Source organism: Saccharopolyspora antimicrobica (genome assembly GCF_003635025.1).
GTDB lineage: Bacteria > Actinomycetota > Actinomycetes > Mycobacteriales > Pseudonocardiaceae > Saccharopolyspora > Saccharopolyspora antimicrobica.
This window is the reverse complement of sequence record NZ_RBXX01000002.1, coordinates 347396-371132: the sequence shown is the minus strand read 5'-3', so window position 1 is coordinate 371132 and position 23737 is coordinate 347396. Positions and strand designations below refer to the sequence as shown.

Sequence of the window (23737 nt, the reverse complement as noted above, 5' to 3'; positions counted from 1 at the left end):
CTAAGCCTGGCGGGCTTCGGCGACCTGCGCGAGCAGCCGGTCGAAGACCTTCTTGATCAGTTCCGGGTCCGGGTGCGGCAGGCCGGACAGCGCGCTGAGGTAGAGGCCGTCGCCGACCAGGCGCACGATCTCGGCCAGCACCGGGTCGCCGATGTGGTCGGTGAGCAGCTCCGACCAGCGGCCGAACACCCTGGCCAGCACCTCGCTGCCGGCCTCGCTGAGGCCCTCGGCGCTGCGCAGCGCGGCGATGACCGACCAGTAGAGCGCCATCTCCTCGTCGCTGGCGGGCAGCGAGGTCTGCAGGAAGTACCGGACGACGTCGACGCCGTCCTCGGTGGCCTGCGCGAACTCAGCCTCGGCCGCGTCGTCGAGCCGCAGCGTGAGGCCCTGCAGCATCGCCTGCTTGGAGCGGAAGTGGTAGAGCAGGCCGCCCTTGGACACCCCGGCTTCGGCGGCGACCGATTCCAGGGTCACCGCCGCGGTTCCCTTGCGGATCAGGATCCGCTGCAGCGCGTCGAGGATGCGGTCTCGGGTGTCGGAGGCAGCCACGGTTTGAACTATACCGTCTGGACGGTTAGTATCCCTACCGGACCACTTCTGTACCGTCTGGACGGTACAGATCAATCGAGGCCGTGTAGAGATGACCAACCTGAAATCGCCCAGTACTTCCCGTGGGCAGTGGACCGCGCTCGGCGCGCTGCTGCTGCCCGTCCTGCTGATCTCCGTCGACAACACGGTGCTGAGCTTCGCCGTGCCGCACATCAGCGAGGAGCTGCGCCCGACCGGCGGCCAGCTGCTGTGGATCGTCGACATCTACTCGCTGATGCTCGCCGGACTGCTGGTCACGATGGGCACCCTCGGCGACCGGATCGGCCGTCGCCGCCTGCTGCTGATCGGCGCCACCGGCTTCGGCCTGGCCTCGGTGCTGGCGGCGTTCGCGCCCAGCGCCGAACTGCTCATCGCCGCCCGTGCCCTGCTGGGCGTGGCCGGTGCGACGCTGATGCCCTCGACGCTGTCGCTGATCCGCAACATCTTCACCGATCCGCGCGCCCGGACCACCGCGATCGCCGCCTGGACGGCGACCTTCGCCGGTGGTGCCGCGTTCGGGCCGCTGCTGGGCGGCCTGCTGCTGGAGCGCTTCTGGTGGGGATCGGTGTTCCTGATCAACCTGCCCGTCATGGTGCTGCTGCTGATCGTCGGACCGCTGGTGATCCCGGAATCGCGCAACCCGAACCCGGGCCGCTACGACCTGCCCAGCGCGGGGCTCTCGCTGCTGGCGATGCTGGCGCTGGTCTTCGGCGTCAAGGAGTTCGCCGGCGGCGGCTCGCTGGCGCTGCCCGCGGTGGCCGTGGCGCTGATCGCCGGGTACGCGTTCGTGCGCAGGCAGCGCAGGCTCGACGACCCGATGCTGGACCTGGGCCTGTTCGCCAAGCCGCGGTTCAGCGTGGCGGTGGCCAGCAACCTGCTGGCGGTGTTCGTGATGGTCGGCGGGCTGTTCTTCATGACCCAGTACCTGCAGCTGGTGCTCGGGATGTCCCCGCTGCGCGCGGGCCTGGCGCTGCTGCCGGGCATCGGGCTGTCGGTGGTCGGCTCGCTGGTGGCGGTTCGCCTGATCCGCCGGGTGCGGCTGGCCGAGCTGCTGGGTGTGGCGATGTTCGCGACGGGTCTGGGCTACCTGCTGATGGTGCTGCTGCCGTCGGAGGGCAGTGCCTGGCTGGTGGTGGTGGCGTTCATGATCGTCGGCGTCAGCGCGGGGATCACCGAGACGGCCACCAACGACACCATCATGAACACGGTGGCCCCGGAGAACGCGGGCGCGGCCTCGGCGATCTCGGAGACCGGCTACGAGCTGGGTGCGGCGCTGGGGACGGCGGTCCTCGGCAGCGTGGTGACGGCGGCCTACCGCAGCCACGTCGACGTGACCGGCCTGCCGGAATCCATTGTGGACACCGCGCGTGACACGCTCGGCGGGGCACTGGCGGTGGCCGGTGAGCTGCCGCTGGAGCAGGCGGTGGCCCTGCGCGATTCGGCGGCGCACGCCTTCACCTACGGCGTGCACGTGACCAGCGTGGTCGGCGCGGTGGTGCTCGCCTTCGCGGCCTTCCAGGCCTGGTGGGTGCTCTCCCGCCGCTGATCGAGGAGGTGGCGGCCCCGTTCGGGGCCGCCACCTCTTTCGTCCACTGAGGACTTCAGGAGTCCTTTGCTCGCAACGGTTGCGGCCTGTTGGTGCTCGGAAGCCTGGTCTTGGTGGCGGATCGACTGGAACCGGCGTTGCTGCCAGGCTGGGCAGGACGAATCGGACCAGGGGAGCGGATCCTATGCGCCGAGCACGCGGATGGCTGGTCCTGCTGAGCGCTGCCGTGCTCCTCGGCGGCGCCGTGAGTGCTTCGGCCAGCGAGGACGAGCGCGCCCGGCCCGGTGACTGGCCCAGCTGGCAGGGCGATCTCGCCGGATCGCGGTTCAACGGCGCCGAGGACCGGATCACTCCCGAAACCGTCGGCGGGCTGAAGCTCAAGTGGGCGTTCGCCTACCCGAAGACCGGCGCATGGGTGAAGAGCCAGCCCGCGGTGGTCGGCGACGACGTGTTCTTCGGCGGACCGGACGCGCGCTTCTACGCCGTCGACGCCCGCAACGGGCAGCTGAAGTGGCAGTTCGACCTGACGTCGGTGGGCCCGGCGCCGATGGACGGAGTGGCGTTCAACGGGGCGACCGGTCCTGCGGTCGCCGAGGGCAAGGTCTTCTTCGGCGACAGCCGCGGATACGCGTACGCGCTGGACCAGCGCACCGGCGAGCTGATCTGGGCGGTGGACACCGAAGACCACCCGCGTGGCTGGCACACCAGCTCGCCGCTGTACCACCAGGGCCGGATCTACCTGGGCGCCTCCAGCGCCGAGCACGGTGGCGGACCGGACTACCCGTGCTGCACCTTCCGCGGGCACGTCGATTCCCTCGACGCGAAGACGGGGGAGCTGATCTGGCGCTACTACACGGTTCCCGAACCGCAAGCGGTCGGCACCTGGCCCAGCGGTGCGACCCGGTACGAGCCCTCCGGCGCGGGGGTGTGGGGATCGCCGGTCATCGACGCCGAAACCGGCACGCTGTTCGTGGGCACCGGGCAGAACTACTCCGGCAACGGCGGCGACTTCGACACCCTGCTGGCGCTGGACGCCATCGACGGAACGCTGCGCTGGAAGCAGCAGGTCACCGACGTCGACAGCTGGCGGGACCTGTGCAACGTCCCCGATTCGGCGGGCTACTGCCCGGGTCTGCAGGACGGCACCGCGCTGGACTTCGATCTCGGGGCGAGCCCGAACCTGTTCCCGGTGCAGGGGCGCACGCTGGTCGGCGTCGGGCAGAAGAGCGGCGTCTACCACGCTTTCGACGCGCGGACCGGTGAGGTGCGCTGGCGCAGGCAGCTGTCGGTGCCGTCCCCGCTCGGCGGGGCGACCGGGCTCCAGTGGGGTTCCAGCTACGACGGCGAACGCCTGTACGCGGCGAGCTACTTCGCCGGCCCGGGCACCTTGAACGCCATGGACCCGGCGACCGGTGAGGTCGTGTGGACCACGCCCAACCCGGCTGACGGCTGCGACTGGGGCGGTGCGGCCGCGCATCCCGACCAGTGCGTGCTCGCGCACACGCCCGCGGTGACCTCCACGCCGGGCCTGGTCTACGAGGGCAGCACCGACGGCAAGATGCGGATCTACTCCGCTGAAACCGGCGAGGTGCTGTGGGAGTACGACACCGTCCGGGACTTCGCAGGTGCCAACGGGTTGACCGGGTGCGGGGGCTCGATCTCCGGAAACGGCGGCGCGGTCGTCGCCAACGGCACGCTCTACGTCCAGACCGGGTACGAGCCGATGTACCCGAGCGAGCACGGCAACGTGCTACTCGCCTTCGACCTGCCCTGACCCGCGCGGGAAAGCGCCGGCTGCTGCTGCCAGTGCGGCAGTTCCGGCCGCGTGCGCGGGCAGTTCCGGGTCGGGCGGGGTGCCGAGCAGCACCAGCTGGTGGTAGAGCGGTGCGGTCGCGGCGATGAGCAGGGCGCGCGCGTCGATCCCGGATTCCAGCTCGCCGCGCTGAACCGCCCTGTCGACGACGATTTCGCAGCGCTCGTAGCGGTCTTCCCACAGCCGCCGCAGCGCGCGGGCGGCGTCCTCGGAGCGGAAGGACGCCGCGATCAGCGCCATGGCGATCGAGGGGCGCTCGGTCAGGGACGTCTGGATCTCCTGGTTCAGCGCGGTGAGATCGCCGCGCAGCGAGCCGGTGTCGGCGGGTTGCCAGTCGTCGTCGCTCGTCGAGTCGAGGAGATCGGTGAGCAGGCCGCCGACGTCGCGCCAGCGGCGGTACACCGTGGTGCGGTGCACGCCGGAGCGCGCCGCGACGGCGTCCACGGTGAGGGCGTCGTAGCCGTTCTCGGCCAGCTCCGCGCTGACCGCGGCGAGCACCTGGGCGCGGTTGCGGGCGGTGCGGCCACCGGGCCGGGGCTGTGGCGTGGAACTCATCGTCGGCGGTCCAGTTGCTCGTCGGGACGGGATGCGCTTATCCTAACGCAACAGTTGTCGCACTAGTGAGGTTGCCGATGCTCTTCCGAAGCGTTCGTCCCACCCCGCGGTTCCCGCTGGCCGCGTCCCCCTCGAATGCTTCGGAGTCCATGCATGCCAACGCAGATCACCGCGCTCGCGGTCAGCAAGTCCTTCCACGGCAGGCCCGTCCTCGACGCGGTGACCTGCTCGCTCGCCGCGGGTGAGCGCACCGGGATCATCGGTGAGAACGGGTCCGGGAAGTCCACCCTGCTGCGCCTGTTCGCCGGAACCGAACAGCCCGACCGCGGCGAGGTCGTCGTGCACGCCGACGGCGGTGTCGGCTACCTCGCGCAGGACGAACGGCTGCCGCCGCAGCTGACGGTCCAGCACGTCATCGACCGCGCGCTGGGCGACCTGCGCGCCATCGAACGGCGGATGCGCGCTCTGGAAACCGCGATGGCCGACGGCGACGACTCCGGCCTGGTCGAGTACGGCGAACTCACGACCGCCTTCGAACTGCGCGGCGGCTACGACGCCGACGCCCGCGTGGAACGAGCTCTGCACGGTCTCGGACTCGGGCTGGTCGACCGCGACCGCACCGTCGGCGGGCTCTCCGGCGGCGAACAGGTCCGGCTGCGGCTGGCCGCTCTGCTGGCCGCCGGGCCGGAAGTGCTCCTGCTGGACGAACCCACCAACCACCTCGACGACAACGCCGTGCACTGGCTGGAAGAGCACCTGCGCGCCCGGCGCGGCACCACGGTCGCGGTCTCCCACGACCGGGTCTTCCTGGAACGGATCGCGACGAGCCTGCTGGAGGTCGACGCGGACCGGCACTGCGTCGTCCGGTACGGCAACGGCTACGCGGGATTCCGCGCGGAGAAGGCAGCGGCGCGGGAGCGTTGGGTGCAGGCCCATGCGCAGTGGCAGGCCGAGGCCGCCCGGCTCCGCGAGGTCGCGGCGACCACCGCGCGCGACGTCGCGCCGGGCCGGGCGATGCAGGACAACAACAAGATGGCCTACGACCGGGCAGGCGGGCGGGTGCAGCGATCGCTGGCCAGCCGGGTCCGCAACGCCGAAGAACGGCTGCGGCGGCTGCTCGCGGAACCCGTGCCACCGCCGCCGGAACCACTGCGGTTCACGACGACGCCGCGAGCCGGTGGAGTCGGGGGAACCGTCCTCGACGCCACCGACATCGCGGTGGCCGGGCGGCTCGACCGGACGAGCGTTGCGGTCGAAGCGGGGCAGCGGCTGCTGATCACCGGCCCGAACGGGGCGGGTAAGAGCACCCTCCTGCGGGTGCTGGCCGGAGACCTCGCGGCGGACCGCGGCACTGTCGTCCGCCGCGGCCGGGTCGGCTACCTCGCGCAGGACCCCGGTCCCGTCGTGCCGGGAGAGACACTGCTCGCGGCCTTCTCCCGCGGCCGGCCGGGAGGCGCTGAGCAGCTGCTCTCGCTGGGACTGTTCACCAGCGCCCAGTTCTCGACGCGCGTCGAGAACCTCTCCACCGGACAGCAGCAGCGGCTCGCACTGGCGCGGCTGGTCACCGAGCCGTCGGACGTGCTGCTGCTCGATGAGCCCACCAATCATTTGTCGCCCGACCTGGTCGAGGAACTGGAAGACGCCTTGGCCGACTACCGGGGCGCGCTCGTGGTCGTCAGCCACGACCGCCTGCTGCGCCAGCGCTGGCAGGGCGAACACCTCGCCCTGCAGGCCTCGGTGTGCGCCTGACACCACTCACCTCAGCGAAGGAGGTCCTGCTGTGCCAAGCATTCCCGCGGATCCGACCGTGCTCCACCCGATGCCCGACCAGCCGCGCGTGGTGCTGCTCAAGCCGCTCGTCACATCACCGCTGATCGAAGTCGGGGAGTTCTCCTACTACGACGACCCGGACGACCCGACCGCGTTCGAAACCCGCAACGTGCTCTACCACTACGGCCCGGAGAAGCTGATCATCGGCAAGTTCTGCGCGTTGGCCACCGGAGTGCGGTTCATCATGAACGGCGCCAACCACCGCGTGGACGGGCCGTCGACCTTCCCGTTCCCCACCATGGGCGGCTCGTGGTCGGAGCACTTCGACCTGCTCACCGGTCTGCCGAACCGGGGCGACACGGTGATCGGCAACGACGTCTGGCTCGGCCGCGACGTCACGGTGCTGCCCGGCGTGCGCATCGGCCACGGCGCGATCATCGGCACCGGATCGGTCGTCACCGCCGACGTGCCCGACTACGGCATCGTCGGCGGCAACCCGGCCCGGCTCATCCGGACCCGCTACGCGGAACCGGACATCGCCCGCCTGCTGGCGGTGGCCTGGTGGGACTGGCCGCTGGAGCACATCACCGAGCACGTCCGCACGATCATGTCGGGCAGCATCGCCGACCTCGAAGCCGCTGCTCCGGTCGGCTAGCGCGGCCGGACACGATCTGTCGTTGATCACCCGTACCGGTGAAATCCGGGCGAGGTGGGCGGGTCAGTGCTGGTCCGGTGATCTCACCGGGGGTAGTGGTGTGTCGCGATCGGTGAACACCGGTCTGCGGATGCATCGAAGGGAACAGGACATGGCCCTGACCAAGGACCAATTGGTCACCGAACTCGCCGAAGTCGTGGAGGTGTCCAAGACGACGTCCCGAGCGGCTCTCGAAGCCCTCGCCGGCATCGCCGCGGAGCAGCTGAGCAGTGGCGAGGAGATCACCCTGCCCGGCATCGGGAAGCTCAAGGCGGTGGACCGCCCCGCGCGGACCGGCCGGAACCCCGCCACCGGTGCGGAGATCAAGATCCCGGCGAAGCGGGTGGTCAAGTTCGTCCCGAGCAAGAACCTCGACGAGACGGTGAACAACTAGCACGTGGTCGCGGTGGAGCCTCCGGAAGCCGCAGGCTCCACCGCGCGGTCGTCACCGGTCGCGGAGCTTGTCCCGAGCCGCCTCTTCCGCCGGGTCCAGCTCCTCCAGCGCGACCTGGAGCGCACCCATCGCCACCCCGGTCCGCATGGCGAACCGCGCCTGGGCGATCGGCCGGGACAACGGGTTCCGCTCGTAGGACGCCGCTGTCTGCTCCGCCGACTGAATGGACCGGACAGCGGAAGCGAGATGGTGCTGCAGCCGCTCCGAGTCGACGTCGAGCAGCTCGGCGGCGCAGGAGGTGACCTTGTCAGCGGCCCCCTCCAGCTCGGCGGCGCGCTCGATGCAGGACGGCGTCGTGAAGGTCGCCAGCAGATCCCGGACCTCCCGGAGCCCTGCTGCGGCATGTGCGTGCATGCGGCCCATCTTGCCTGATCGGGATGCTGTTGATCTCGGGGCGACGGGTGCACCGGCCGCGGCAGTCACCGATCTCGTCGGCTACGCCGTCCGGGCGCACACCGCAGGTGGAGGCTCCGGAGCGCCGGAGGCTGCGTGGAACCGGGCGATGAGTTCCTGCGGATCGAACGGCTTGGTGATGTAGGTCGCTACCGCGGCGGAGCCTGTTGGTCATCTCAGCGGGTCATCGCGGTCGCTGAGGGACAGCACCGGAATGGGAACACCAATGCCCGGAGTCGCTGGATCACCTCGAAGGCGTCCAGATCCGGCAGCATCACATCAAGCAGTGCCAGATCCGGGTTGCAGAGTCGCGCTTGCTCCAGCGCCTCGCCGTCGCTGGCTGCAGAAGTCACCTCGAACCCTGCGAACCGCAGTGTGGCGGCCAGCAGCCCCGCACCGTGGGTTCGTCGTCCACGACGAGCAGATCGGTTACGGGTTCCAGGTGCCACGCTGAACCTCTCCGAACGGCCCTGTCACCCCAGGTAGCTGTGACTGACGACGCGAGTGTCACACACCCTGGCCGGGGTGGGGACGGCGGAGTGCGGCGCCGTAGCCGCTGCTGACTCGCACGACGTCGGCGGGACTTTCGGTTGTGGACTCCCAGATTTGGAAGAGGTAGTCCTTGACCGGCTGCATGGTGGCGCCATCGATGTCGGTGTCACGTCCGGTCGCGTGCACGCGGACGCGGCACACCACGCTGCCGATGGGGAACGGAATCCGAAACTCGGGCGCGGGGTCGAGCATCAACCCGGCCACGCGCAGCTCCGCGCGCCGGATCGGCAGGTCGCGAGTTCGACGATGTCCTCCAAACTCGCCGGAACGACGGGTGGGGCACTGTGGAACCGCTCCACCATGAGGTTTATCAACCCGGTGTGGATCCGTGGTCACCAGCCCGTTGTCACGCCAGTACAGCATGCCGCCGTCCTCGGGACAGGCCCCGCGATCCAGCAGGAAGAACTGGTGATGACTGACGTGGACTGTGCCCGACATCCGGGGCAGCGGCCATCCCATACCGATCAAGCTGGCCCGCGAAGGACCTCGTTTCGAGCGTATCGGGCGCGAGACGAACTCCACTGGCTCCGCCGCGGGAGACCACCAGCGACCAGCACGCCGGGAGCCCGATCGACGCGGCGGCCGAATCACCACTCCTCACCCGAGCAGACCAGGGTGAGTAGGGACGACCGCTCGCATCGCCGGGTGGAAGGGCGTGCGGGGGTGGCCGCCCGGGGCGGGCGGCTCAGACGCGTGTTTGTGGTTCCTCCGGCTGGCGTGGTTGTGGGATCAGCTGGTGGAGGAGCGCGTTGTGTTCGGTGCCGGTGGGCCGGCCGCCGGGTCTCGGACTCCGTTCGGAGTCCACTGTGGTGGGTGCGGTGAAGACGGGGTGGTCGTCCTCGATGGCGATCGTCCAGTGCTGGGTGTGGATGGTCCGGTGGTGGTGTCCGCAGAGCATGACGAGGTTGTTCAGATCGGTGGCGCCGCCATCGATCCAGCTTTCGACGTGATGTGCCTCCGGCGTTCCCGGCGGGCGGTCGCACGCCGGGAAGGCGCACGTGCCGTCGCGCAGGAGCAGCGCGGCACGCAGGTGGGGCGGTGCGGTCCGCTCGGTGCGGCCGACGTTGAGGGGCAGCCCGTCGCCGCCGAGGACGACGGGGAGGATTTCGGCATCGCAGGCCAGCCGTCGGACGGTGGCGGCGGTGATGGGCTGGCCGGTGGAGGTGAGCGTGCCCGGCATACCGCGCTTCTCGGTGTCGCCGAGCGTGCGGATGAGGTCGTCGTAGTTGATCGTGATGGTGATGTGCGGGCGCTGGCCGCCGGATCGGGGGAGCTGGTCGGAGGCCAGGGCGATGTCCAGCAGGGCGTCGAGGGCATCTGCGTTGCGCTGGCCGGGACTGCGGAAGTCCGGCTGACCGTCTTCAGAAGGCAGGGGCGCGGCCAGCGGCTGGAGCGCGGCGCGGAACTTCGCACCGGCCTCGCGGGAGAGGCGGGCGTTGATCACGGTCATCCCGTCGGCATCGGTGCCGTAGTGCAGCTCGCGCAGCACGTGCTGGACTTCCTCGGTGCGGAAGGCGTTGTCCTCGTCGAAGTAGTAGCGGACCCGTTCGGCCAGCGTCGCCAGGTCGTGCGGGCTGTGGACGCGGGCGTAGTCGGTGAGCACGGCTTCGGCCTGCCCCAGCTCGTCCGGGGTGCACACCGGTGCCATGCGGCGGACGCCGTTGATGATGGTCCGGGCATGCGCGACGGTGATCGCGCCGGTGTTGATCGCTTCGGCGACGGCGGGCAGTTCAGCGGGGACCGGATCGCCGTCGACGGTGGTGCTCTCGGTGGCCATCCGCGCCACCAGCACCCGGGACTTGGCCTCTCCGGCGGCGATGTTGAGCTTCTCCCTAACCCAAGTCTGGGTTTTGCGCGCGCCCTGCGCTGCGGGAATACCTCGCTGCTCGGCTTCGGCGATGGCTCGCAGCTGTAGTGCCATCGCGGCCCGCATCACGGCCTCGGTATCAGCGATCACGGCCAACAGTTCAGCATCCGAGCACGCCGAGACAGTCGACTGTGGACTCTCACCGTCCACACCCGACCCCGACAGCATCGCCAAGACATCCATGAAAACCACGATGCCAGCGTCGAACGCCTGTTTCACCACACGGACAGGTGTAAACCACCTAGCCGACCGAAAGAGATCGCTGGCCTTGTCCCGAAGGAAACCAGCTCCTCCAACGTGATCGGTCATCGGCAACCGGCAGAAGGCGCGGCCTCCGTCGACCACCGGGCCGGGAGACCGCAGCCGGAACACCGGGGCGGTGCCGGTGGGGGAGCCGGCCGCTCCACCCCACCGGCACCGCTGGCCGGTCAGCCCCAGGGGGTGTCGTCGCCGGGGGCGGCCACGATCGCGGCCGGAGCGTCGGAGGTGGTCGCGAGGGCGGTGGTGACCGGGACTGCGGCGGCCAGGACGGTGAGGGCGATCGCGAGCTTCTTGAAGAAGGACATTGCTGCTCCCGTGCTGTGTGACGTGGCTCTTCCGGTGCCGGCTTCGTCGTGAACCGGAACTGCCGATGACGTTAGGGAGCCGACTTATCAGGCCGCCGTCGCGCGGCTGTCATCTCCCCATCGTCCCCTCCGCAGGCGGTGATGGCGCAGTGATAGGCCGCTGATGGGGCGGTTGTGGAGAGTCTGTTCGCACGGGGTCGGACATCGGGGTCGGCCGCATTCCGGAGAGGAGCGGGTCAATGCTGCGGAACGCCTCCGGATGGTCTCGCTGGTTGTTGCGCGATCCCGATCCCGGCAGCCGGGCCCTGCTGTTCGCGCTGCCGCACCCGGGGTGCGGTGCCGAGACCTACCGCAGGTGGCCGCGCACCATCGGCCGCTGGGAGGTCTGCCCGGTGCAGCTGCCGGGCAGGGACGTGTTCGCCAGGCGCTCGCGCCCGGCGTGCTTCCAGCAGCTCGCCGCGGAGCTCGCCGGTGCGCTCGGCCAGTACTGCGGGCGGTCGCTGGGCTTCTTCGGGCACGGTGCCGTGGCCCTGCTGGGCTACGAGACCGCGGTCCGGATGGCCGGGCGTGGACCGGTGCAGGTGTTCGTCTCCGCCCAGCCCGCGCCGGGGTGCCGGCCGGATCGGTTCGGCCGCGCGTCGGATGCGCTGCTGGCCGAGGTCCTCTTCCAGGTGCTGCTGGAAGTGGGCGGGAATCCGCTGCCGTCGCTGGTGGAGGCCCGGGTCGGGGTGTTCCGCGACGACCTGGCCTCGGCAGCCGCCTACCGCCCGGCCGTGGCTTCCGACCGGGTCCGGGTGACCGCGGTCGGGTGGGCTGACGACGGGATGTCGTCGGTGGACGGGTGGCACGAGTTCGGCGGCGTCGCCGCGCACGTGCTGCCGGGTGATCAGTTCAGGTTCCTGTCGGCGCCGGTCGCGCTGCAGCGGGTGCTGGATCCCGCGCAGTAGTCCGCCGGAGCAGTCGCAAGTCGAAACGCACGCGTCCAGAGTCGCGCTACGGGGAGAAGAGGTCATGACGGAAGCGATTCCGAGGGAGATCGACGCACGGCTGGCCGAGTTCGTGCGCTCGCAGTGGCGGGATGATTCCACCCTGGTCGAGGTCGGCATCGATTCGCTGACCGCGGTGCGCATCGTCGTCGGGTTGCTGCCCGACGACGACGCCGAGATCGACGCCGCCCGGCTCGGCGGCATCCGCACCGTCGGCCAGTTCCGCCAGTGGCTGCGCGATCTGCTGTCCGAGCAGGCCGGAGTGGCCCGATGACCGCCACCGTGGTCCCGGTGGAGGGCCGGGACGAGCAGGATCCGGCCGCCGCGCCGCTGACCGAGTCGCAGTTGGGCCTGCTGGTCGTGCACCGCTCAGTGCCCGCTGCCCACCTCTACAACGTGGTCGCCGAGATCGGCCTGGACCCGGGCTTCGACGGCGTGCGGATCCGCTCCGCGCTCGCGGATGTGCTCGCGGTGCAGCCGGCGCTGCGCAGCGCACTGCGCGAAAGCCCGCGCCCGCACGCCCATGTGGCGGAACCGGTTCCGGCGAACCGGGTACCGGTGAGCCTCGCCCAGGCTTCCGCTGCGGAGTTCGACGCGGAGAAGCACGCCCTGCTGACCGAGCTGGCTAACACGGCCTTCGACCTGGGCGACCCGCCGCTGCTGCGCGCAGCGCACCTGCGCGCCGCCGACGGCAGCCGCGCCGTGCTGCTGCTGGCCGTGCACCACACCGTCTTCGACGGATTCTCCCTGCGCCCGTTGGTCGATGATCTCTCCAAGGCGCTCACCGGGACACTCGACGTCGCCGCGCTGCAGAAGAAGCGGGAACGTGCACTGCGCAGGGAACTCCAGGCGCAGGTCGCCGCCGCGGACACGGCTGAGGCTGAGGCCGCGGTCGAGGCCATCGCCGAGTTGCTGCGGCAGACCTCGCCGACGGTCCTGCACCCGAGGCCGAACCGGCCGACGAGCACCGACTTCAGCGGTGACCGGGTCGAACTGCGGCTCACCGCCGAGGAGAACCGGCTGATCGACCAGGCCTGCGGCGCGCTGGGCATCAGCGCCTTCACCTTCTTCTCGGCGATCTACGCCGCGGTGCTCGCGCGCCACAGCGGGCAGGACTCGGTCGTGTTCGGCGCACCGCTGATGGCGCGGCGCACGGTCGGCTCCTTCGACCTGTGCGGGTTCTTCGTCAACACGCTGCCGCTGGTCGTGGACGTGCCGTGGCAGGTGAGCTTCGAGGCCTACCTCCGCGATCACGTGGCCCCGCGAGTGCAGGAGGTCAAGTCCAACGCCGCGGTGCCGTTCACGCGCATCGTCCGGCGCGTCGATCCCAGTCGTGGTGGCAACCGAAACCCGCTGTTCTCCTGCATGCTCGCGATGCAGGACTCCACTGATGTCGCCCCGGATTCGCCGGTCAGGGAGCTGCGCGAGCACGGCACCGGGACCGCGAAGTTCGACCTGTGGCTGGGCGTCACGCCGACCGGTGACGGCTGGTTGCTGGAACTGGAGCACGACCGGACGCTGCTGCCGCCGGAGATCGTCGACGGCATCGCGGGTTCGCTGCGCAGTGCTCTGCGAGCCGTCGCAGCCGACACCGACGTGCGGTTGTCCGACCTGTTCACCGACGCGTCCACAGTGGAGACCGAGCGTGCCGACGGTTTGGGCGTGCAGCCCGCGGCGCCGGATCTGGACGGCTGGCTGCGCAAGGCGTGCGCGGCCCGACCCGACGCGATCGCGGTCGACGAGCACGACCGGCAGGTCAGCTACGCGGAACTGGACGCCTCCGCCGGGGCGTTGGCTGTGCGGTTGCAGCAGTGCGGTGTGCGCGCGGGCGACGTCGTGGGGCTCGCAACCGGTTCGCTGCTGGACACGATCGTCGCGATCCTCGCCGTGCTGCGGTTGCGCGCCGCCTACCTGCCGCTGGATTCCTCGCTGCCGGACGAGCGGCTGGCCTACATGCTCGACAAGGCCGAATGCCGGGTCGCGGTGGCCGACGCCCCGGTTCCGGGAGTGCGCGTGGTGGCGCCGGGAGGCGCCGGCCCGGCGGAGCTGGCGGAGCAGCCCGGTACCGATGCCGACGCGGTGTACGTCATGTTCACCTCCGGATCCACCGGCAAGCCCAAGGGCGTGCTGATGCACCACGCGCCGTTGGTCAACCTCACCGCCTGGCAGGTCGACGCGCTGGGCATGGACTCGACGACTCGGTTCCTGCAGTACGCGCCGGGTGGTTTCGACGTGTCCTTCCAGGAGATCGTGCCGACGCTGGTCGCCGGCGGCACCGTCGTCGCCCGCGACGACGTCGACCGCCGCGATTTCCCCGCCCTGGTGCGGCACGTGCGCGACAAGGCCGTCACCCACGTGTACCTGCCGGTCGCCGCGCTGGCGCCGTTCGTGCAGGCGGTCGAGGCGGCGGGGGAGCGGCTGCCGTCGGTGCGGTGGCTGTGCGTCTCCGGTGAGCAGCTGGTCATGACCGCTCAGATCAGGCGGTTCTTCGCGCAGCGACCGGGCATCGACCTGGTCAACCTCTACGGCCCGACCGAGACGCACGCGGTGACCACCTTCTCGCCGACCGCCGCCGACCACTGGGACGCGCACGTCCCGATCGGCCGCCCGATCACCGGCGTGACCGCGCAGGTCGTCGACCGGACCGGGCACCTGGCCCCGCGCGGCGTGCTCGGCGAGCTCCTGCTGGGCGGTCGCTGCCCGGCGCACGGCTACGTCAACGATCCGCAGCGCACCGACGAGCGCTTCCTGCCCGATCCGCGCAGGCCCGCGGGCCGCCGGTACCGCACCGGTGACCAGGTGATGTGGGCGGCGGACGGCCAGCTGGTGTTCCTCGGCCGCAACGACGACCAGGTCAAGATCCGGGGCTTCCGGGTCGAGCTCGGCGAGATCGAGGCCGCCGCGCAGGAGCTGCCGGGCGTGCGCCTCGCGGTGGCCGCGGTGGACGGTGACGCTGCGGCGCGCCGGCTGCTGCTCTTCCTGACCACGCAGCCGGATTCGGCTCCGGAGCCCGCCGAGGTGCGGCGGGAGCTCGCGGCGCGGCTGCCGGGCTACATGGTGCCCGCGGTGGTGGTCGCGGTGGAGCGGATCCCGACCACCGCGAACGGGAAGGTCGACCGGAACGCGCTGGTGGCCGCCGCGGCGGACCTGCTGGCCGAGGACGACCGCGCTGCCGCACTGGCCGCGACGCTGTCGGCCGATCCCGTCGAGGCCTGGTTGCAGTGGATGTGGGCCGGGCTGCTCGGTGACACGCTGCCACCGGTCGACGGGTCATTGCTGGAGCTCGGCGCTCATTCGCTCAACGCGCTGATCGCGCTGGCCCGGATCGAGGAGGAGTTCGCGGTGTCGTTGACGATCCTCGACTTCTTCGCCGATCCGACCGTCGCGGCCATGGCCGCAGCTCTGCGCGCGGAAGGGGTGAAGCGATGACCAGCGCGCTGGCGTCGCTGCTCGTGCCGATCAAGCGCGGCACCGGGCCGCTGTCGGTCGTGCTGCCGCCCGCGGGCGGCGGTGTCGGGCCCTGCCTCGGTGCGGCCGCGCACCTGGCCCGGCGCGGGCCGGTGCAGGGCGTCCGGGCCAGCGGCCTGATGGCCGGGGAAGAGCCGGACACCGAGGTGGCGGCGATGGTGGAGCGCTACTGGGCGGCGCTGGAGCCGCTGGGCGCGCCGAGCGTGCTGTTCGGCTGGTCGCTCGGCGGCTCGCTGGCCTGGGAGCTGGCGCTGCGCTACGCCGAACTCGGACGGCGCCCGGCCGTGGTGATGGTCGACAGCCCGGCCGTCGCCGAGCCGGTGCCGGATGACCAGCGCGACCACCTGCGGGACCTGATCGCCGGTGGCACGGACGACGAAGCTGTCCGCGCGACCACCGATGCGCACATCACCGCCGCGTCCGGATACCAGGCGCGGCAGTGCTATCCCGGGCCGGCCCTGCTCGTGGCGTGCCGCCGGGAGAACCCCGCCCACGCGGCGGCGTGGCGGGACCTGGCCGGTCACCTGCGCATCGCGGAGGTCGACTGCGGGCACTTCGAGGTGCTCGCGAGCCCGCACCTGGCGGCGGTGCTCGGCCATCTCGACGAGTTCCTGAACTCCCTGGAAGAAGCATGAGACCCCTTGTGCCAACAGGGGTCAGGAGTCCGGCTCAACCGCACCTCAGGGGACCGTGATGCAACCCAGCCACAAGAAACCGCACAACGCGAGAACAACGCCAAACGCAACCACCACTGAATATCGCGGAGAGGCGGGACAGCCCAGACTCGCGATCGTCACCGGTGGGACCCGGGGCATCGGCGCGGCGCTGAGCGCGCGGCTGGCCAAGCTCGGCTACCGGGTGATCGCGGTGTACCGCACCAGCGGCGGCGCGGCGGAGGGCACCGGAGTGCTGCCGGTCCAGTGCGACATCTCCGATCCGCAGGCCGTGGCAGCGTTCGCCGATCAGGTCCTCGACGAGCACGGCACGCCTGCGGTGCTGGTGAACAACGCCGGTATCAACATCGACCGGCCCTTCCTGGAGCTGACCGGCGCCGACTGGCAGCGGGTCATCGACACCAACCTGTCCGGACCGTTCCACCTGATCAAGGCGTTCGCCCCGGCGATGCTGGCGGCGGGCGCGGGAAACATCGTCAACATCGGCGCCACGACCGGGATCCGCCCGCGGTCCAACGGCGTGAACTACGCGGCGAGCAAGGCCGGGCTGCTGCAGCTCACCAAGTGCCTGGCCACCGAGCTCGCCCCCGCGATCCGGGTCAACTGCCTGATCCCGGGCATGACCGAAACCGACGAGCTCATCACCCGATTCCGGCTCGACGACCCGGAGCACCGGGCCGCCGTGCTGGCCGAGATCCCGCAACGACGCATCGGTTCCCCCGACGACATCGCCGACGCCCTGGAGTTCCTGGTCAGCGCGCACAGCAGCTACCTCACCGGGCAGAAGCTGATCGTCGACGGCGGCCAATTCATGTGGTAGGAGACCATGACTGACGAACTGCTCCGCGCGTCCCGGCTCGCCTACGACACCGCACCTCCGGTCGGTGACCCGGCGTTCCTGCGCTATCCCGCCGAACTCGCCCGCGCCCTCACCGAATCGTGGCCGCTCGTCCTGGAGGCCAACGCCCGCGACGTGCAGGCCGCTCAGGACCGCGGTCTGCCGCCGGTCCTGCTCGACCGGATCCGGTTGGGGGAGGCGCACCTGGAGCAGCTGCGGGCGCTGACCCGCAGCGTGGCCGCTGAGCTTCCCGACGTGCTCAAGCCCGGCCCGGAGACTCCGGTGGGCAAGGCCGCCTCGCTGCGCAAGGTGCCCAAGCCGCTGGGTGTCGCTCTGATGGTCTACGAAGCGCGGCCGACGGTCACCGTGGAGGGCGCGCTGCTGCCGGTGGTCACCGGCAACGCCGTGATCCTGCGCGGTGGCAAGGAGATCGCCGCCACCAACGCCGCTCTGTCCACTGTGGTGGACAAGGCGCTGGCGGCGTCCGGCCTGCCGATCGGCATGGTGACCACGCTGGACGATCCCAGCCGTGCCGTGCTGCGCGAGCTGCTCGGCCGCGGGGACGCGATCGACGTGCTCATCCCGCGCGGCAGCCCGTCGCTGATCGACTACTGCCGGACCACGAGCACGATCCCGGTCATCGCCAGCGGCGGCGGCGTCAACCACCTCTACGTGCACGAATCCGCCGACCTCGCGCTGGCCGCGGCGGTGGCGCTGGACAGCAAGCTGGCCGAGCCCACCGCCTGCAACACCCTGGAGCTGGTCCTCGTCGACGAGCAGGTGGCGACGCCGTTCGCCGCGGCGCTGGCCGACGCTGCCGAGCAGGAGGTGACGTTCCGCCTCGACGAGCGCGTCACCGCTCCCGCCAGCGCCGACGGTGCGCTGTGGCGGATCGGGGCGCTGGCCGAGCACGACTTCGGCCGCGAGTTCCTGGAGCCGGCGATCGGCGTCCGCGCCGTGGCGGGCCTGGCCGAAGCGGTCGAGCACATCCGCCGGTTCGGCTCGATGCACACCGAAGGCGTGGTCTCCGGTGACGAGCGGGTCGCCGCGGAGTTCGTCAAGCGGGTCGACGCCGCCGCGATCGTGGTGAACGGATCGCTGCGGCTGCACGACGGCCCCACCCTCGGTCTCGGCGCCGAGGTCTCCATCAGCACCGGCCGCCTGCACGAGCGCGGCCCGGTGACGATGCGCTCGCTGTTGACCCACACCTGGCTGGTGGCGGCCAACGGCACGCTGCGCAGCACGGTCAGCTGAACCCGCACCTGGAGGAGGAATCATGTCCACAGCCACGCTCGACCGCGCGGCGGTCGCCGAAGCCGTCAAACGAGTGGTCATCGCCGAATCGCGGATTTCCCTCACCCCGGACCAGATCCCGGACGACGAGCTGCTCAACGGAGACCGGTTGTCGGTCAACTCCCTCGGCTTCGTGGGAATGCTGATCCGCTTGGAGGACGAGCTGGACGTCGAGCTCTCCGACGACCTCTTCGTCGGCCGCCAGTTCCACACCGTCAACGACCTGATCAACGTAGTCCTCCAAGCCGCGGAGGTGACGGCATGAGTTCCTTGCCTTCGAGCTGGCGCAGCGTCTTGCCGCACATCGATGAGCTCCCGGCCGATCGCAGCCCGCGGGTGACCAGCGGGCAGGGCGTGCAGGCCAACCTGCCGATGGAGCTGGTGCGGCAGAGCATCTCCCGCAAGGAGTACTGGCCGATCCCCGACGAGATCGCCGACGCCTACCGGAAGTTCCGGCCGACTCCGCTGTGGCGGGCGACCGGTTTCGAGCGGGCCATCGGTGCCCGGGTGCCGGTCTACGTGAAGTACGAGGGCGGCAACATCTCCGGCAGCCACAAGCTCAACACCGCGCTCGCGCAGGCCTACTACTACTCGCGGGCCGGGGTGAAGGAGCTGGTGACCGGGACCGGTGCCGGGCAGTGGGGCACGGCGCTGGCCGCGGCCTGCGCGCTGTTCGGCCTGCGCTGCACGGTGTTCATGGTCGGGTCGAGCCTGAGCCGCAAGCCCTACCGCGGCGTGCTCATGCGGATGCTCGGCGCCGAGGTCCACGCCAGCCCGAGCGACCTGACCGCGGTCGGCCGCGATCACGACGGCAGTCGTGGCAACAGCCTGTCGCTGGCCATCGGCGAGGCGGTGGAGTACGCCAAGGCCACCGACGGTGCCGCGTTCAGCATCGGCAGCGGCGAGACCTACAGCATCCTGCACCAGTCGGTGATCGGGCAGGAAGCGCAGGTTCAGCTGGCCGAGCTCGACGCCGACGTCGACGCGGTCGTCGGCTGCGTCGGGGCGGGTTCCAACTTCGGCGGCATCGCGCTGCCGTTCCACGCCGAGGCCGTCGCCACCGGCACCCCGGCGCCCCTGCTGGTGGCCGCGGAGTCCAGCACCACGCCCAAGCTGAGCCGCGGTGTCTACGCATACGACCAGACCGACGCGACGGGAACCGGGCCGCTGGAGGCGATGTACACCATCGGCAGTGACTACGTCATCCCCGACTCGCACTCGGCGGGCCTGCGGTTCCACGCCGCGGCGAAGGTCGTCTCGGCGATGCGGCACGCCGGTCAGGTCGAGGCGATGGGCATCGGCCAGGTCGAGGCGCTGGAAGCGGGTCGGCTGCTGACCGTGCACGAAACCGTGCTGCCCGCACCGGAATCCGGTCATGCGCTGGCGGCCGCGGCGAAGCTGGCGACCGGCACCGCCGAAGGCATGCGCGCCGAGCGCGGTGTGCTGGTGTGCGCCAGCGGTCACGGCTATCTGGACCTGGCCGCCTACCAGCAGTTCCTCGACGGCGAGCTCAGCGACGTCGCGCCGCTCCCGGAGGCGCTGTCCGCCGCCGTGTCCGGGCTCGACCGGGTGGGCGAGCTCTCGACGGTGGGGAGGCGGCCATGACGGTGCGGTCCGAGCTGCTCGACTGCGTGCAGGCCAACCTCGCGGTGCTGGCCGACCGCCACCACGGCGCGGGCACGCACCTCAACCTCGGTGCGGCGCTGCGCTTCCGGTGGCGCGCCGAGCAGCTGCCCACGGTCGAACCGACGCTGGAGCAGCACATCTCGGACGCGGAGAACCTGCTCGGCCTGCGCCTCGCGGACCGGCGCACGGTCACCGACGGCCCGCTGACCGCAGCCGTGCGGCCGGGTGAGCAGGCGTACGTCATCGCCGACGCGTACGAGCTGCCGTGGGTGCCGTACTTCCAGCAGCGGCACATGGAGCACAGCTTCCTGCTCACCGCCGACGGCGAGGTGGTCGACGCCTACGCCAACGACACGCAGTGGGGCCCGGCGACACCCGGAACCTGGCAGTACCCGGATCTCCGGATTGCGGGGGAGGTTCTGCACTTCACGCCGGGTGTCGCGCCGAATCCCGTCGCGTCGCTCGACGGCGGCGAGATCGAGGAGTACGTGTCCGCCTACGAGTCCGAGCCGGACCGCGTGGCGGCGCTGGACCGGCTGACGCTGGAAACCTGGCTGCTGGCCCGTTCCCGGAAGCTGCACGCCGCGTTCCGTGAGCACCGCGGCCTGCCGACGCCGACCGCGCTCGCCGAGCACTTGAGCCGCTGGGACGCGCTGGTCGAGCAGACCTACCTGGCCTACCGGCGCGTCGTGCGCGGCAGGCCCGAGCCCGCTGCCGTGGTGGAGCGCTTGCGGGCGGTGCTGGCCGCCGACCGCGAGGTGTTCGCGCTCGGCGACGAGCGGTGGCGGCGCTCGGTCGCCGGCGTGGTGGCGTCGGTGCTGGACGTTCCCGAGCAGCAGCTGCTCGGTGGCGTCAGCTTCACCTCGCTGCCGCGGTTCAGCTCGTTCCGGCTGGTGGAGATCGTCGAGCAGCTGGAGAGCGAGCTGGGCGCCGACATCGACGCCGCCGACCTGCTGCCCGAGAACCTGCACCGCCTCGACGACCTCTGCCAGGTGATCCGGCCGCCGGCGGTGCGCACGGAGGGAGTTCTGCCATGACGTTGCTGCACGAACTGCTCGACGACGCGGCCGAACGGTGGCCCGGTCGTCCGGCGATCACCGCGGCGGGTCGCACGCTGACCCACCTCGAACTGGCCGCGGCGAGCCGCCGCCTGGCCCGGCTGCTGCACGAGCGCGGCGTCCGGCGTGGACAGCGCGTCGTCGTGGTGCTGCCGTCGAGCGTGCTGCACCCGGCGCTGATCTACGCCGCATCGCGGATCGGCGCGGTCATCTCGGTGCTGCACGAGCAGACGACCGATCGCGCGCTGGAGCACGTGCTCGACGACTGCGAGCCCGTGCTGGTCGTCTCCGACGACGTCTCCGAGCCCGCTCACGCTCGCGGGATCGCGGTCCTGAGCAGCGCGGAGCTCATCGAGCGGCTGAGCGGGGGAGCGCAGGAGGTGCCGGAGCGGGAGCCGCTGGCGGTGGACCCGCTGTTCCTGATCTACACCTCCGGCACCACCTCGGCGCCGAAGGCGGTCGTCAGCACGCACCAGCAGGTCACCTTCGCGGTGACGGCGATCCAGTCGGTGCTGCGCTACCAGGACACCGACGTGGTGTACTGCCCGCTGCCGATGTCCTTCGACTACGGCATGTACCAGCTGTTCCTGGGCGCGGCTTCGGGCGCGCACGTCTGGCTCGGCCGCCCGGCCGAGGTCGGGCCGAGCCTGGTGACGAACCTGGTGGAGGCCGGTGCCACCGTGCTGCCCGCCGTGCCCGCGGTCGCCGACGCGCTGGGCAGGCTGCTGGCCCGGCGCGCGGCGGTGGTGCCCGCGATCCGGCTGGTGACCAACACCGGTGCGGCGATGCCCGCGGAAGCGCTGGCGCGGCTGCGCGCGGCGATCCCCGGGCTGCGGGTGCAGCTGATGTTCGGGCTCACCGAGTGCAAGCGCGCGACGATCGCCGAGCCCGACGACGACCTGCGGCGCCCCGGCACCTGCGGGCGGGCCCTGCCCGGCACCGAGGTGTTCACAGTGGACGGTGAGGGGCGCAGGCTGGAGCCGGGCGAGGTCGGCGAGATCACCGTTCGCGGGCCCAACGTGATGGCCGGTTACTGGCGGCAGCCGGAGATGTCGGCCCGCCGGTTCCTCCGCCGCGACGAGCTGTTCCCCGAGCTGCGCACCGGCGACTACGGATGGGTCGACGAGGACGGCCACCTGTACTTCGAGGGCCGCCGCGACGACATCTACAAGGAGCGCGGCTTCCGGGTCAGCGCCACCGAGGTCGAGGCCGCCGCGCGGCGCGTCCCCGGGGTGAGCTCGGCCGCGGTGCTGCCGCCCGAGGGACAGCGGCGGGCGGTGCTGATGGTCGTCGCCGACACCGGGCCCGACGAGGTGCTGGCGGCGATGCGCGCCGAGATCGAGGAGTTCAAGATCCCCGGCCGGTGCCTGGTGGTCGAGCGGATCGCGTTGACCCGCAACGGGAAGGTCGACCGCAAGGCCATGACCGCGATGCTGGAGGCCGATCATGGTTGAGGCCCTGCTGGAGCGCAGCGGTGTCCGCGACCGGCTCGGCGCGGTGCGGACCCCGGCCTACGTCTACGACCTGGCCGTGGTGCGCGAGAACCACGCGCACCTGCGGTCGGCGCTGCCGGGCTCGGCTGAGGTGTACTACTCGCTCAAGGCCAATCCGCACCCGGCGCTGCTGAGCGAGCTCCGCGCCGGTGGCGCGCTGCCGGAGGTCTGCTCGCCGGGCGAGCTGGACGCGGCGCTGCAGGCCGGCTGGTCCGCCGGGCAGGTGCTCTACACCGGCCCGGGCAAGCGCGACGCGGACCTCGACCGGGCGGTGCGGCTGGGCGTGCGGGAGTTCTCCGTCGATTCGGTCGTGGCGCTGGACCAGCTCGAAGCGGTCGCCGCGGCCCACGACGTCCGGCTCGGCTGCCTGCTGCGGATCAACGACGACCAGCCCGCCGCCGGGCAGGGCCTCGCCATGACCGGGGTGGCGTCGCAGTTCGGCGCCGACCTGGCCTGGGTGCTGGCCGAACCCGAGCGGTTCGCCGGGCGGGAGCACGTGCGGATGCGCGGCCTGCACCTGTACATGGGCACCAACCTGCTCACCGTCGACGACCTCGTCGCGCAGTTCCGCCAGTCCGTGCGCACCGCGGCCCGGCTCTGCGAGGTCTTCGCCGCGCACGGCGAGACGATCGAGCTGCTCGACCTCGGCGGCGGTTTCGGCGCACCGTTCGCCAAGCGGGGCGACCGCATCCCGCTCGATGGTCTGAAACCCGCGCTGGAGGCCCTCTTCCGCGAGGAGCTCCCGGACCCGGCACCGGCGATCGCCTTCGAGACCGGCCGCTACCTGGTCGGCACCGCGGGCACGCTGGTGACCTCGGTGCTCGACGTCAAGCGCTCGCACGGCCGCGACGTGGTGGTGCTGGAGTCGGGCATCAACCACCTGGGCGGCATGGCCGGGCTGCGGCGCGTCCCACCGCTGGTGCCCGACCTCGTCGGCGAGCCGGACGGCCGGGGCCGGATGACCGCGATGATCGCCGGTCCGCTGTGCACGCCGCTGGATCTCTGGGCGCGGTCGGCCGAGGTGCCCGAGGTGCGGCCCGGTGACGTGCTCGCCGTGCCCAACGTCGGCGCTTATGGGCTCTACGCGAGCCTTCTGGCCTTCCTGGGCCACCCGATGCCCGCGGAGGTCGTCGTCGACGGCGACGACCCGCAGCGGCCCCCGCAGGTTTCCCGTTTGGAACTGATCCGAACCCACGGAGAGGACTGATCACGATGGACGCGCGTTTCACCGAGCTGCTGGTTCCGTTCCTGAAGTTCGCCGGCGGTCGCGAGATCACCGAGGACACCGGCCTGCGCGAGCTCGGGCTGGACTCCATGCAGGCCATCGAGCTGCTGTTCGCCATCGAGGACGCCTACGGCATCGCCCTGCCCGACGACGAGCTCAACGACGAGAGCTTCGCCACCGCGGGAAGCCTGTGGCGAGTCGTCTCCGCGCAGATACCGGAGGCAGTGGCATGAGCAGCTCCGTGTCAACTCCAGTTCTGCTCAACCGCACCCCAGGGG

At 71.1% G+C, this 23737-nt stretch carries 24 protein-coding genes; 17 read left to right on the top strand and 7 right to left on the bottom strand.

The window, feature by feature from the left end; genetic code table 11:
- Positions 1 to 549, bottom strand: a complete 549-nt coding sequence (locus ATL45_RS02285; RefSeq protein WP_093156225.1) for a TetR/AcrR family transcriptional regulator — start codon at positions 547 to 549, stop codon at positions 1 to 3.
- A 91-nt stretch (positions 550 to 640) separates the two neighbouring features.
- Here ATL45_RS02285 and ATL45_RS02280 point away from each other — a divergent pair, with 91 nt between their 5' ends.
- Entirely contained in the window at positions 641 to 2134 is a 1494-nt protein-coding gene (locus tag ATL45_RS02280) for an MFS transporter (protein ID WP_093156223.1), read from the top strand.
- 184 nt (positions 2135 to 2318) lie between these two features.
- Complete coding sequence (locus tag ATL45_RS02275; protein WP_093156222.1) at positions 2319 to 3908, top strand: outer membrane protein assembly factor BamB family protein; 1590 nt, start codon at positions 2319 to 2321, stop codon at positions 3906 to 3908.
- Here the strand turns inward: ATL45_RS02275 and ATL45_RS02270 are convergent.
- Positions 3885 to 4502: a TetR/AcrR family transcriptional regulator gene (locus tag ATL45_RS02270; RefSeq protein WP_093156220.1), complete on the bottom strand. Its 618-nt coding sequence runs from the start codon at positions 4500 to 4502 to the stop codon at positions 3885 to 3887. The two genes, ATL45_RS02275 and ATL45_RS02270, sit on opposite strands and share 24 nt — an antisense overlap.
- 153 nt (positions 4503 to 4655) lie before the next feature.
- Here ATL45_RS02270 and abc-f point away from each other — a divergent pair, with 153 nt between their 5' ends.
- The 3 genes from abc-f to ATL45_RS02255 all read left to right on the top strand — a co-directional run bounded on the left by abc-f (position 4656) and on the right by ATL45_RS02255 (position 7360).
- Positions 4656 to 6251: a ribosomal protection-like ABC-F family protein gene (gene abc-f / locus ATL45_RS02265; RefSeq protein WP_093156218.1), complete on the top strand. Its 1596-nt coding sequence runs from the start codon at positions 4656 to 4658 to the stop codon at positions 6249 to 6251.
- Between the two features lie 70 nt (positions 6252 to 6321).
- Positions 6322 to 6927, top strand: coding sequence for a CatB-related O-acetyltransferase (locus tag ATL45_RS02260; RefSeq protein WP_093156322.1), 606 nt, complete (start codon positions 6322 to 6324; stop codon positions 6925 to 6927).
- A gap of 151 nt (positions 6928 to 7078) precedes the next feature.
- Positions 7079 to 7360, top strand: a complete 282-nt coding sequence (locus tag ATL45_RS02255; RefSeq protein ID WP_093156217.1) for an HU family DNA-binding protein — start codon at positions 7079 to 7081, stop codon at positions 7358 to 7360.
- 51 nt (positions 7361 to 7411) lie between these two features.
- Here the strand turns inward: ATL45_RS02255 and ATL45_RS02250 are convergent, their stop codons facing one another.
- The 5 genes from ATL45_RS02250 to ATL45_RS38675 all read right to left on the bottom strand — a co-directional run bounded on the left by ATL45_RS02250 (position 7412) and on the right by ATL45_RS38675 (position 10798).
- Positions 7412 to 7774 (bottom strand): hypothetical protein, encoded by a 363-nt coding sequence (locus tag ATL45_RS02250; RefSeq protein WP_121505285.1) that lies wholly within the window; start codon positions 7772 to 7774, stop codon positions 7412 to 7414.
- A gap of 215 nt (positions 7775 to 7989) precedes the next feature.
- Positions 7990 to 8166 carry a response regulator gene (locus ATL45_RS02245; protein ID WP_170210138.1) on the bottom strand — a complete coding sequence of 59 codons (177 nt, stop codon included), beginning with the start codon at positions 8164 to 8166 and terminating at the stop codon, positions 7990 to 7992.
- A 154-nt stretch (positions 8167 to 8320) separates the two neighbouring features.
- Positions 8321 to 8824: a hypothetical protein gene (locus ATL45_RS38265; protein WP_143121709.1), complete on the bottom strand. Its 504-nt coding sequence runs from the start codon at positions 8822 to 8824 to the stop codon at positions 8321 to 8323.
- Between the two features lie 226 nt (positions 8825 to 9050).
- Positions 9051 to 10322 (bottom strand): HNH endonuclease signature motif containing protein, encoded by a 1272-nt coding sequence (locus ATL45_RS02235; RefSeq protein ID WP_246025125.1) that lies wholly within the window; start codon positions 10320 to 10322, stop codon positions 9051 to 9053.
- 338 nt (positions 10323 to 10660) lie between these two features.
- On the bottom strand, positions 10661 to 10798 hold the full coding sequence (locus tag ATL45_RS38675) for a hypothetical protein (protein WP_170210137.1): 138 nt from the start codon (positions 10796 to 10798) through the stop codon (positions 10661 to 10663).
- Between the two features lie 239 nt (positions 10799 to 11037).
- On the opposite strand from ATL45_RS38675, the gene ATL45_RS02230 reads away from it, so the two are divergent.
- From ATL45_RS02230 to ATL45_RS02175, 12 genes are all read left to right on the top strand, one after another.
- Positions 11038 to 11745, top strand: a complete 708-nt coding sequence (locus ATL45_RS02230) for a thioesterase II family protein (protein ID WP_093156212.1) — start codon at positions 11038 to 11040, stop codon at positions 11743 to 11745.
- Between the two features lie 64 nt (positions 11746 to 11809).
- A complete protein-coding gene (locus tag ATL45_RS02225; RefSeq protein ID WP_093156211.1) occupies positions 11810 to 12058 on the top strand; it encodes a hypothetical protein in 249 nt (82 codons plus the stop codon).
- Positions 12055 to 15213, top strand: coding sequence for a non-ribosomal peptide synthetase (locus tag ATL45_RS02220; RefSeq protein WP_093156209.1), 3159 nt, complete (start codon positions 12055 to 12057; stop codon positions 15211 to 15213). Before ATL45_RS02225 ends, ATL45_RS02220 begins: the two co-directional genes overlap by 4 nt.
- Positions 15210 to 15887 carry a thioesterase domain-containing protein gene (locus tag ATL45_RS02215; RefSeq protein WP_093156208.1) on the top strand — a complete coding sequence of 226 codons (678 nt, stop codon included), beginning with the start codon at positions 15210 to 15212 and terminating at the stop codon, positions 15885 to 15887. The genes ATL45_RS02220 and ATL45_RS02215 overlap by 4 nt, the downstream gene beginning before the upstream one ends.
- A 58-nt stretch (positions 15888 to 15945) precedes the next feature.
- Positions 15946 to 16746 (top strand): SDR family NAD(P)-dependent oxidoreductase, encoded by an 801-nt coding sequence (locus tag ATL45_RS02210; RefSeq protein ID WP_093156206.1) that lies wholly within the window; start codon positions 15946 to 15948, stop codon positions 16744 to 16746.
- 6 nt (positions 16747 to 16752) lie between these two features.
- A complete protein-coding gene (locus tag ATL45_RS02205) occupies positions 16753 to 18018 on the top strand; it encodes a glutamate-5-semialdehyde dehydrogenase (protein WP_093156205.1) in 1266 nt (421 codons plus the stop codon).
- A gap of 22 nt (positions 18019 to 18040) precedes the next feature.
- A complete protein-coding gene (locus tag ATL45_RS02200; RefSeq protein WP_093156203.1) occupies positions 18041 to 18322 on the top strand; it encodes an acyl carrier protein in 282 nt (93 codons plus the stop codon).
- Positions 18319 to 19662 (top strand): TrpB-like pyridoxal phosphate-dependent enzyme, encoded by a 1344-nt coding sequence (locus ATL45_RS02195; RefSeq protein WP_093156202.1) that lies wholly within the window; start codon positions 18319 to 18321, stop codon positions 19660 to 19662. The genes ATL45_RS02200 and ATL45_RS02195 overlap by 4 nt, the downstream gene beginning before the upstream one ends.
- Entirely contained in the window at positions 19659 to 20720 is a 1062-nt protein-coding gene (locus ATL45_RS02190; RefSeq protein ID WP_093156200.1) for an acyl carrier protein, read from the top strand. The genes ATL45_RS02195 and ATL45_RS02190 overlap by 4 nt, the downstream gene beginning before the upstream one ends.
- Entirely contained in the window at positions 20717 to 22195 is a 1479-nt protein-coding gene (locus tag ATL45_RS02185) for a class I adenylate-forming enzyme family protein (RefSeq protein ID WP_093156199.1), read from the top strand. Before ATL45_RS02190 ends, ATL45_RS02185 begins: the two co-directional genes overlap by 4 nt.
- Complete coding sequence (locus tag ATL45_RS02180; protein WP_093156197.1) at positions 22188 to 23441, top strand: type III PLP-dependent enzyme domain-containing protein; 1254 nt, start codon at positions 22188 to 22190, stop codon at positions 23439 to 23441. Before ATL45_RS02185 ends, ATL45_RS02180 begins: the two co-directional genes overlap by 8 nt.
- A 5-nt stretch (positions 23442 to 23446) precedes the next feature.
- The gene (locus ATL45_RS02175; RefSeq protein ID WP_093156196.1) at positions 23447 to 23692 is read left to right on the top strand and encodes an acyl carrier protein; all 246 of its coding nucleotides are present in this window, start codon (positions 23447 to 23449) and stop codon (positions 23690 to 23692) included.
- Positions 23693 to 23737 lie beyond the last annotated feature (45 nt).